The sequence below is a fragment of the Amycolatopsis sp. NPDC049691 genome, assembly GCF_040675005.1.
Lineage (GTDB): Bacteria > Actinomycetota > Actinomycetes > Mycobacteriales > Pseudonocardiaceae > Amycolatopsis.
In genome coordinates this window covers 1-9,834 of sequence record NZ_JBFANX010000009.1, presented here as the reverse complement: position 1 = coordinate 9,834, position 9,834 = coordinate 1, and the positions used below count along the sequence as shown (strand labels likewise).

At 69.4% G+C, this 9,834-nt stretch carries 9 protein-coding genes; 2 read left to right on the top strand and 7 right to left on the bottom strand.

Annotation, left to right across the window (positions count from 1 at the left end; all coding sequences use genetic code 11):
• Nucleotides 1-43: 43 nt before the first annotated feature.
• The 7 genes from AB0J40_RS21300 to AB0J40_RS21270 form a co-directional block, all read right to left on the bottom strand.
• Entirely contained in the window at nucleotides 44-1,237 is a 1,194-nt protein-coding gene (locus tag AB0J40_RS21300; protein ID WP_364455688.1) for an RNA polymerase sigma factor, read from the bottom strand.
• Nucleotides 1,238-1,241: 4 nt separating this feature from the next.
• Nucleotides 1,242-1,598 (bottom strand): YciI family protein, encoded by a 357-nt coding sequence (locus AB0J40_RS21295; RefSeq protein ID WP_364455686.1) that lies wholly within the window; start codon nucleotides 1,596-1,598, stop codon nucleotides 1,242-1,244.
• A 26-nt stretch (nucleotides 1,599-1,624) separates the two neighbouring features.
• Nucleotides 1,625-2,050 carry a DUF6069 family protein gene (locus AB0J40_RS21290; RefSeq protein WP_364455683.1) on the bottom strand — a complete coding sequence of 142 codons (426 nt, stop codon included), beginning with the start codon at nucleotides 2,048-2,050 and terminating at the stop codon, nucleotides 1,625-1,627.
• 310 nt (nucleotides 2,051-2,360) lie between these two features.
• On the bottom strand, nucleotides 2,361-4,004 hold the full coding sequence (locus AB0J40_RS21285; RefSeq protein WP_364455681.1) for an MFS transporter: 1,644 nt from the start codon (nucleotides 4,002-4,004) through the stop codon (nucleotides 2,361-2,363).
• Nucleotides 4,005-4,037: 33 nt separating this feature from the next.
• Nucleotides 4,038-4,610, bottom strand: coding sequence for a YceI family protein (locus AB0J40_RS21280; protein WP_364455678.1), 573 nt, complete (start codon nucleotides 4,608-4,610; stop codon nucleotides 4,038-4,040).
• 212 nt (nucleotides 4,611-4,822) lie between these two features.
• Nucleotides 4,823-5,635 carry a methyltransferase domain-containing protein gene (locus AB0J40_RS21275; protein WP_364455676.1) on the bottom strand — a complete coding sequence of 271 codons (813 nt, stop codon included), beginning with the start codon at nucleotides 5,633-5,635 and terminating at the stop codon, nucleotides 4,823-4,825.
• Nucleotides 5,636-5,708: 73 nt separating this feature from the next.
• On the bottom strand, nucleotides 5,709-7,097 hold the full coding sequence (locus AB0J40_RS21270) for a condensation domain-containing protein (RefSeq protein ID WP_364455673.1): 1,389 nt from the start codon (nucleotides 7,095-7,097) through the stop codon (nucleotides 5,709-5,711).
• Between the two features lie 234 nt (nucleotides 7,098-7,331).
• Here AB0J40_RS21270 and AB0J40_RS21265 point away from each other — a divergent pair, with 234 nt between their 5' ends.
• Complete coding sequence (locus tag AB0J40_RS21265; RefSeq protein WP_364455671.1) at nucleotides 7,332-7,949, top strand: dihydrofolate reductase family protein; 618 nt, start codon at nucleotides 7,332-7,334, stop codon at nucleotides 7,947-7,949.
• A 304-nt stretch (nucleotides 7,950-8,253) separates the two neighbouring features.
• A complete protein-coding gene (locus AB0J40_RS21260) occupies nucleotides 8,254-9,774 on the top strand; it encodes a 4-hydroxyphenylacetate 3-hydroxylase N-terminal domain-containing protein (protein WP_364456265.1) in 1,521 nt (506 codons plus the stop codon).
• Nucleotides 9,775-9,834 lie beyond the last annotated feature (60 nt).

Here is a 9,834-nt window from a genome sequence, read left to right as displayed (position 1 = left end):
GCGCCCGGCGCCCCGGCCCCCCCCCCCCCCCCCCGCGGCCGGGTCAGGCGCCGGTGCTCAACCGCGCCCGGCGCTTCTCCAGGAAGCCCCGCTCCGTGGCGTTCGTCGCCAAGGCGATCGCCTCGTCGTAGGCGGAGACGGCTTCGGCGGTCCGGCCGAGCCGGGAAAGCAGGTCGGCACGAGTGGCGGGCAGCAGGTGGTAGCCCGGCAGCTCGAGCTCGGCGATGGCGGCAAGGGCGCGTGCGGGTCCGTGCACCTCCGCGACGGCGACGGCGCGGTTGAGTGCCACGACCGGCGTCGGACTGTGCCGCAGCAGCTGGTCGTAGAGTGCGAGCACCTGCGTCCAGTCGGTGGCCGGCCCGTCGGTGTGGACGGCGTTGATCGCGGCCTGCAGCTGGTACGGCCCCGGCTGCCCGCGGCGCAAGCAGCGCCGCACCAGCTCGTGGCCTTCGGCTATCAGCTCGCGGTTCCACAGCGACCGGTCCTGTTCGGCGAGCACCACGAGCTCCCCCGACGGGCCCACCCGCGCGGGGCGGCGGGCTTCGACGAGCAGGAGCAGCGCCAGCAGCCCGAGCACTTCCGGCTCATCGGGCATCAGCTCGGCGAGTGCCCTGGCCAGGCGGACCGCTTCGAGGCTCAGGTCCGTCCGCAGCAGTCCGCCCGAAGTGGACGTGTACCCCTCGTTGAAGATCAGGTAGAGCACGGTGAGGACCGGCGGCAACCGGTCGGGCAGCTCCGCTTCGGCGGGTACCCGGTACGGGATGCCGGCGTCGCGGATCTTCTTCTTCGCACGAACGATGCGCTGGGCGATGGTGGCTTCCGGCACGAGGTAGGCGCGGGCGATCTCCGCCACCTCGAGCCCGCCGAGCAACCGCAGGGTGAGCGCGGTTTGCGCGAGGGGGGACAGCGCCGGGTGGCAGCAGGTGAAGATCAGGCGCAGCTGGTCGTCCCGCACGGGTCCCACCTCCTCCGGTTCGTCGGCTTGGTGCAGCAGCAGCGTTTGTGCATGGCGGGCTTCCCGCGTCGATTCCCGCCGCAGGCGGTCGATCGCGCGGTTGCGGGCGGCGGTCACGATCCACGCGCCGGGGTTGGGCGGCGGTGCCTCACCCCACTTTTCGATGGCTACGGCGAAGGCGTCCTGCACGGCCTCCTCGGCGAGCCCGATGTCGCCGAGAAGGCGTGTCAGGGTGGCCACGCACCGGCCGTACTCCGCCCGGTAGATGCTGTCCAGATCCATCTGCTCAGGCCCGGCGGGAATCCTCGAAGGGGCGCACCTCGATCGGGCACCGGCAAGCCAGCGCGCACTTCTCGGCCCAGCCCAGCGCCTGGTCGAGGTCCTCGCACCGGATCACCCAGATACCGCCGAGCTGTTCCTTCGTTTCGGCGAACGGGCCGTCGGTCACCGTGGAGCCGCCGTTGCCGGGGTGGACGACCGTGGTGGCGTGGGAGGGCAGCAGGCCACCGACGAACACCCACGAGCCCGCGGCCCGCATTTCGTCGGTGACCTGCCCCGTCCGGGCAAGGTGTGCCCGCAATTCCGTTTCGGACGGCGGCGCCGCGCTTTCGTCCAAGTGGACGGCGAGCAGGTATTTCTTCACGGACGAGCTCCCTTCGAACCGGGGAATCAGACGTGCAGGCGCCGGGCGATCGCCGGGATGACGATCGCGGCGGCCACCAGGTGCGCGAGGATCAGCAGCAGCCTCGTGGAAACGGCCGCGTCCACGACGAGGTCGGGGACCAGCGACAAGGCGGTGAGCACCAGCGTGGTGCGGACGAACGCCGTGCGCGGCCGGCGGGCCTTCCGGGCGAGCACCAGGGCCAAGACCAGGCCCAGTCCCGAAAAGACGACGGTCAGCAGCGCGAAGCCGGAAAGCTGGATGGGCGCACCGCCGACGGCCAGGCTGTTCCCGGCGAGCTTGCCCAGCCCGGCGACGGCCGTGGTCGCGACGGCCGCGACGGCCGTGGCGGTGAGCCCACCGGCCACGAGGGACTTCGTCGAGGTGGTGGTGGCGGCGGCGGTGGTGGTCGCGGTGTTGGCGGTGACGGACAACGTGTGCCTCCGTGTTTTGGCGACCGGCTCTGTTCCGGTCTCTCATCATGACTACGAACGGACTCGACACCATTCGACACCTGTCGGAAAAATTTTCCTTCTCCATTTGGCGCCACTCGCCGTGAAGGATGAACCACGGGGTGTGCCGTCCCGCGGAGCGGCCTCGAAACCGCCGCACCGGGCCGGAAAGCCCGGCGTCGGCGGCGATCTCCGCCACGGCACGGCGTACCCGTTCACGACGGAATGGCGTACGGCTTCGAGCCGTACGCCATCCACGGACGTCAGTTCAGCTGACGCGATCCCGCCGCTCCTACGCCGCTCCCTCGATGAGCGGCGCGGTCTCGGCCACCGGATCGGCGGCCGGCTGCTGCGTCGTTTCGTCCACGCCGCCGTGCGCGTTCTTCGCGTCCCGGAACGCTCGCAGGACGAGCACGCACAGTCCGGCGCAGAGCACGGCGCTGATCACGCCCACGACGTGCAGGCCGGACGTGAACGCGTCCCGGGCCGCGGCCAGCAGGCCGCTCCCCTGCGCGCCGGGCAGGCCCTTGGCCGCGTCGACCGCGCGGTCGATGCTTTCCCTGGCCGCGTTCGCCGAGCCGGCCGGGACCGCACCCAGCGAACCTTCCAGGTTGTTCCGGTACACGACGGTCCCGATCGTGGCGAGCGTGGCGATGCCGAGCCCGATCGCGAACTCCGTGGCCGTCTGGACGATCGACGCCCCCGAACCGGCCTTCTCCGGCGGCACCGCACCCATCGCGAGGTGGTTGGCCAGCGCCGCCAGCGGGGCGGTGCCGAGCATGACCACGCACATCGCGAAGAAGATCGTGCTGGGACCGGAAGCCGAGCCGGTGAACGTGAAGATCACGTACCCGATCGCGGCGACGGCCATACCGCCCGCGAGCAGGTAGGACGGCCGGACGCGGTTGGCCAGCCGCGGGGTGGTCAGGCTGGCGATGATCATCAGCGCGTTCGGCACGAGCAGCAGCAGGCCGGCGGCGAGCGGGGTGAGCCCGATGACGTTCTGCAGGTACAGCGTGACGAACAGGAGGCTGCCCGCGCCCACCAGTGCGGAGATGAAGAACATGATGACCGTCGAGCGGAAGATGCGGTTGCCGAACAGCCGCAGGTCGAGCAGCGGGTGTTCCAGGCGCCGCTGCCGCTGCACGAACACCACGGCGACCACGATCCCGAACACCAGCGCCGCCGCCGGGAACCACGCCCAGCCGTCCCGGGCCAGCGCCTTCAGCCCGTAGACGAACGGCAGGATCGCGGCGAGGGACAGCACCACGCTGACCGGGTCGAGCTTCCCGGCCGACGGGCTCTTCTGGTCCGGCAGCAGGCCGGGGCCGAACACCAGCAGCAGCACGATCCCCGGCACGGACACCAGGAACACCGAGCCCCACCAGAAGTACTGGAGCAGGACGCCGCCGACGAGCGGGCCGAGCGTCGAACCGGTCATGAAGCAGGCCGTCCAGATGGCCAGCGCCCGGCCACGGTCCTTCTGCTCGGTGAACATGCCGGTGACCAGGGCCATCACCGACGGCAGCACCGCGGCACCCGCGCAACCGAGCACCGCACGGGCGCCGATGAGCATGCCCGGGCTGCTGGAGAACGCCGCGACCACCGAGGCGATGCCGAACACGGCGGCCCCGGCGAGCAGCTGCTTCTTCCGCCCGATGCGGTCGCCGAGGGTTCCCATGGTGACCAGGAAACCCGCGATCACGAAGCCGTAGATGTCCACGATCCACAGCTGCTGGACACCGCTCGGCGCGAGGTCGGCGGTCAGGTGCGGCACAGCCAGGTACAGCACCGAGAAATCCATCGAAACGAGAAACGTGGGCAGGCAGAGCAACGCCAAGCCGAGCCATTCCCGCCGTCCGGGTGCGCGCCCCGTGTCTGCAGTAGTCACACCAAATCCTGTCGTCGGCGCGCACCCGAAGCGACGCGCTTCCATCCGGTTGTCATGGCGACCCGGCCGGTCGCCGGCTCACTCGCTGAAGACGGCCTCGACCTCGAGGGAGATCTCGACCTGGTCACCGACGAAGACCTTCGCGCCATCGGCGGCGACACCGAAGGTGATCCCGAAGTCACTGCGGCTGATGGACGTCTTGCCCGCGAACCCGACGCGCGGCTCGCCCTGCAGGCCCGTCGGGTCCACGCCGAGGAACTCGACCTCGATCTCCACCGCCTTGGTGATGTCGTGGATCGTCAGATCTCCGATGAGCACCCACTTGTCGCCGGCCGCGCGCAGGGCGGTGCTGGCGAACGTCATCTTCGGGGACTGCTCGACGTCGAAGAAGTCCTTGTTGCGCAGGTGGTTGTCGCGCATCTCGTTCGCGGTGTCCACGGAGGACAGTTCGATGTCCACGTGCACCGACGACGCGTCCAGCGTCTCGCCCACCACGATCTCGCCGGAGAACTCGGCGAAGCGCCCCCGCACCCGGCTCATCAGGTGACGCACGGAAAATCCGACCAACGAGTGCGCCGTGTCGATCACCCACGTGCCGGGGGTAACGCCGGGCAACGGGCTCCGGCCCACGGTCTCCACAGTCTCGCTCACAGTTGTTCCTCCCAAATCAACGAATGCCGATTCCCGGCGAGGCGCCGGTGTGGACACCGGCAGCCGTCTCTTGGGATTGTCACAGCCGGCGACCGGCTCCGGCATCTTCGAGAATGCCCGGTCCGCCGGCCGGGACGACGAATGGCCGGGTGCCTGGAACGTCACCCGGCCATTCGTGGTTTCGCCGCGATCCGCCGCACTTGCCCGCGGTACTACTGCTTCCTGGCGCAGAGGATCAGGTAGGTGACGTCCTCCGGTCCCAGGTGGAACGCCTCCCGCATCCCCTGCCGGATCCCCTCGGTCAGCTCCGCGCCGAATTCCTCGGTGAGCCGGCCGCTCACCTTTTCGAAGTGCTCGGTGTGGCGCTTGCCGGTGTTCACGTACACGCGGTTGCTCTGGATCCGCTCCTCGACCACGAAACCCGCGGCCTCGAACGCCTTGGTCCAGCTCTCCGCGGTCATGGGCTCGCGCGCCAGCGGGAACGGCTTCTTCAGCGGCGAGACATCCGTCGCCTTCGCGATTTCGGACATGGCCACGCGGCCACCGGGCCGGAGCACGCGGTGGAATTCGCCGAGTGCCTTCTCGAGGTCGAAGGCGTTGAAGAGCGATTCGAACGCGACGATCGCGTCGAAGTGGTTTTCCGGGAAGGACAGGGAGTGGTAGTCGCCGGTCTCGAACCGGACCTGGCCGGCGACGTCGCTCGCGGCCGCCCGAGCCCGGGCGTTCGCGGCCTCGACCGGGCTGATCGTGATGCCCGTGACCTCGACGCCGTACGCGCCGGCGATGTCGATCGACGCGGTCCCGGAACCGCACCCGGCGTCCAGCAGGCTCTCTCCGCGTCGCAACCCGAGGGTGTCGACGATCTTGCGGGTGAGGCGCTCGGCGCCCTCTTCCAGCGAAGCGTCGTCGTTCTCGTCGTACCAGTAACCCTGCCGCTGGTAGCCGCCGAAGTACTTGTCGGCCAACGCGCTCGCGCCGTCGTAGAAGTCGGCGACCGCGGCCGGGTTCCAGTTCAGTTCGCTCACGGGGTTCCCCTCTGGCGTCGGGTTTGACTACAGGATTCCAGCGTGCCCCCGGTGCGGCGTCCTCCCGGTTGCTTCACGCCGGCAACGCCGCATCCGGGGAGGCCAGCGACGCGCGCAGCAGTTCCCCGTACTCGGCGACCATCGCGACGATCGTGGATTCGTCGAACTCGAAGCTGTTGTACTTCACCAGGCCCACGATGTCGCCCGCCGGATCCAGGTCGAAGTCCCACAGGCTGCCGTTCGGTATTTCCGAAGTGTCCGTGGCCGACAACAGGCGCCGGCGGAGGCCGCTGTAGCGGAGATCGCCGATGGGCTCTTCCTCGAGCGTCTGCGGGTAGTGGTTGACCTCGAAGGTGCTGACGACCCCGTGCGGATCCATGAACGGTTCCATCAGGCCCGGGTCGGCCTGCAGCAGGACCTCGCGGAACGGCAGCTCGTGGCTGATGGCCTCGAGCATCGTGGCGCGGGTCCGGTGCACCAGCTCGCGGAAGGACGCACAGCCGGCGACGTCGGTCCGCATCGGCACGAGGTTGAAGAACAGGCCGACGGTTTCCTCGAACGCCGGCTCCCCGCGGCCGGCCATGAAGGTCGACGCCACGATGTCCGTCGCACCCGTCCTCCGGTGCAGGAACAGGTTGTAGCACGCGTAGAGAACCATGAACGACGAGCTCCGCATCGACCTCGCCAGCGCGTTGGTGGCGCTGAAGAGCTCCGGCTCGAACGAGAACCGGTACACCGAATAGGACGGCTTGCGTCCCGGCTGTCGCACCCGATCGGTGGGGATGGTGACGAACTTCGCGCCCGCCAGCTTGGTCCGCCAGTATTCGCGCGCGACGACCGCGCGCGCACCGGCCAGCTCGTCCTGCTGCCAGCTCGCGTGCTCGCCGTACTGCCGCATGTCCGGCAGCCTGGGTTCGGCGAACCCCCGGCGGTTCGCGTAGCAGGTGGCGAGGTCGCGAAGGATCAGATGCATGGACCAGGCGTCGCTGACCGAGTGGTGGGTGACGAGCACGAGCACGGCGTCCTCGTCGTCGAACCGCCCCAAGCTGGCTCGCAGCAGCGGCATCTCGCCGATGTCGCACCGGTCGGCGCACTCGACCTCGTTGAGGAACTCCTGCGCGCGCCGCTCCCGGCCGGCTTCGGTCACCGCCGAGGAAAGGTCGCTGACCGCCAGACGCACGGAAGTCGGCGGGTGGACGCGGCCGTAGGGCTCTCCGTCGTTCCGGACGATGAGCGTGCGGAGCCCTTCGTGGCGCGCTGCGACGTCGTCCAGGGCCGACTGCAGGGTGCCCAGGTCCAGCGGGCCGCGCAGGCGCCAGCCCGCGGAGACGATGTTCCGCGGCCCGAACGCGCCGAAGTCGTCGTTGCCCTGGTCGAAAGCGCACATGAACGCCTGGCTGGCCGAAAGCTGCCGCCGGTCGGTGACGTCGTCGGCGGCCGGAGACTGTTGTTCGAGGGTCATCGGACTGCAATTCCTCTCATCGCCCGGTCGCATCCGTGAAGACGGTGCGGTTCATCGTGCCCGCCCGCCGGGACGCGGGCATCTCGGTCCGTGCTGGCCGTCCCTCGCGCGTATCCGGGATTTCTCCGCAATTGCTCCGGATCCGCTTCGCGGCTCCAATACGGACCGGCCGCGTTATTCTGGCGCGCGCATTCGGGAGGACACCCGCAGAAGCCGGAAGAGAGCAGGAAGACCGTGAAACTGACCACCACGACGTGTGTCACCGTCGACGGCGTGATGCAGGGACTCGGCGCAGCCGACGAAGACCGCCGGGGCGGGTTCGAGCGAGGCGGGTGGCAGGGTCCGCTGTGGGACGACGAGGCCGGAACATTCCTGAACGACGTCTACGCGCGCGCCGACGCGTTCCTGTTCGGACGCCGGACCTACGAAATCTTCGCCGGCTCGTGGGGTGCGATGGCCGCGGACCCCGGCGGCAACGTCATCGCGATGGCCTTGAACTCCAAGCCCAAGTACGTCGCGTCGAACACGCTGACCGATCCGGGGTGGGCGGACACGACCGTGCTCTCCGGTGACCTCGCCGCCGCCGTCGGCGAGCTGAAGGCGAAGCCGGGCGGCGAGCTGCAGGTGCACGGCAGCGGCGCCCTGATCCGGTGGCTGCTCGACCACGAGCTCGTCGACGAGATCACCCTGCTGATCACCCCGGTGATCCTCGGCCAGGGCACGCGGCTGTTCGCCGACGCCGGCCTCGACACCGTGCTCGAGCAGGTCGAATCGCGATCCACCGCTACGGGAATGACACTCCAGACCTATCGGACCCACGGCCGCCCCCGGTACGCCAGGGCCGACGCCTGAGGGCGCAGCGGGGGTGGCGTTGCCCCAGCAAGCAACGAGATGCGCCGCGATCGGCACCTCCAGCATGCTGGCGAAGACGCCCCTTCCCGCGCGCCCGGCCGTTCACCGGGTTCGGCGCCGTGGCAGACCTTCGCCCAGCGGCCGGACGACCCGGCGGCCCGACAGAGGAGACGGGACAGATGGCCCAACCGCTCGCAGTACCGGACGCCGACCACCGGCCCCCATCGCGGGAGCGCGGCACTCGCCCGGCGGCGGACGCCGAGTCCGGGGCGGAGGTGGCCCGGTGACCGAGCCGACGCGGCCGATGACGGGCGCGGAATACCTCGAGAGCCTGCGCGACGACCGCGAAATCTACCTCTACGGCGAACGCGTCAAGGACATCACCGCGCATCCCGCGTTCCACAACCCCGCGAGAATGACCGCGCGGCTCTACGACGCCCTGCACGACCCGGCACACAAAGACGTGCTCACCACCGCCACCGACACCGGCGGCAGCGGCTACACGCACCGCTTCTTCACCACCCCGCACAGCGCGGACGATCTCGTCGCGGACCAGCAGGCCATCGCCGCCTGGTCCCGGCTGAGCTACGGCTGGATGGGCCGGTCCCCCGACTACAAGGCCGCCTTCCTCGGCACCCTCGGCGCCAACGCCGACTTCTACAACCCCTTCGCCGACAACGCCCGCCGCTGGTACCGCGAATCGCAGGAAAAGGTTCTCTACTGGAACCACGCTTTCGTGCACCCGCCCGTCGACCGTGACCGGCCGCCGCACGAAGTCGCCGACGTCTTCGTCCACGTCGAACGCGAAACCGACAACGGCCTCGTCGTCTCCGGCGCCAAGGTCGTCGCCACCGGGTCGGCCCTCACGCACTACAACTTCATCGCCCACGACCGGCTGCCGGTCAAGGACCGCAAGTTCAACATCGTGGCCACGGTGCCGATGGACGCGCCCGGCATGAAGCTCATCTGCCGCCAGTCCTACACCGCCGCCTCCGCCCTCACCGGCAGCCCCTTCGACTATCCCCTGTCCTCCCGGATGGACGAAAACGACGCCGTCCTCGTGATGGACAAGGTGCTGATCCCCTGGGAGAACGTGTTCATCTACGGCGACGTGGCCAAGGTGGGCATGTTCGCCGGGCAGTCGGGGTTCAACGAGCGGGCCCAGTTCCACGGCGCCACGCGGCTCGCCGTGAAGTTCGAATTCCTGGCCGGCCTGCTCGCCAAGGCACTGGAGATCACCGGCGTCAGCGACTTCCGCGGCGTGCAGTCCCGGCTGGGCGAAGTCCTCGCCTGGCGCAACCTGCTCTGGGGGCTCTCCGACGCCGCCGCCCGCAACCCGGTGCCGTGGCGCAACGGGTCGGTGCTCCCCAACCCGGACTACGGGATGGCCTACCGCTGGTTCTCCCAGCTCGGCTACGCCCGGATCCGCGAGATCGTCCTCCAGGACGTCGCCAGCGGCCTGATCTACCTCAACTCCAGCGCGAAGGACTTCGAGAACCCCGATGTCCGGCCCTACTTGGACAAGTACCTCCGCGGCTCGCACGGCATCGACGCCACCCAACGCGTCAAGGTCATGAAGCTCCTCTGGGACTCCGTCGGCACCGAATTCGGCGGCCGCCACGAACTCTACGAACGCAACTACACGGGCAGCCACGAAAACACCCGGGTGGCGTTGCTGCTCGGCCAGCTCGCCGACGGACAACTCGACGGATACAAGCACTTCGTCGACCAATGCCTCGCCGAATACGACCTCGACGGCTGGACCGTCCCCGACCTCACCACCTTCGACCAGATCGGCAAAATGGGTCGCGACCTCCTCGGCTGAGGTCCCCTGCCGGTCCGGAAGCGACGATGACGGCGGCGGGGGAGCACCGGTCGTTCGGTG

Bases quoted from the DNA above. Each gene is read 5' to 3' on its own strand.
- AB0J40_RS21300 (WP_364455688.1), bottom strand. From the start codon at position 1,237: ATGGATCTGGACAGCATCTACCGGGCGGAGTACGGCCGGTGCGTGGCC.
- AB0J40_RS21285 (WP_364455681.1), bottom strand. From the start codon at position 4,004: ATGGAAGCGCGTCGCTTCGGGTGCGCGCCGACGACAGGATTTGGTGTG.
- AB0J40_RS21270 (WP_364455673.1), bottom strand. From the start codon at position 7,097: ATGACCCTCGAACAACAGTCTCCGGCCGCCGACGACGTCACCGACCGG.
- AB0J40_RS21260 (WP_364456265.1), top strand. From the start codon at position 8,254: ATGACGGGCGCGGAATACCTCGAGAGCCTGCGCGACGACCGCGAAATC.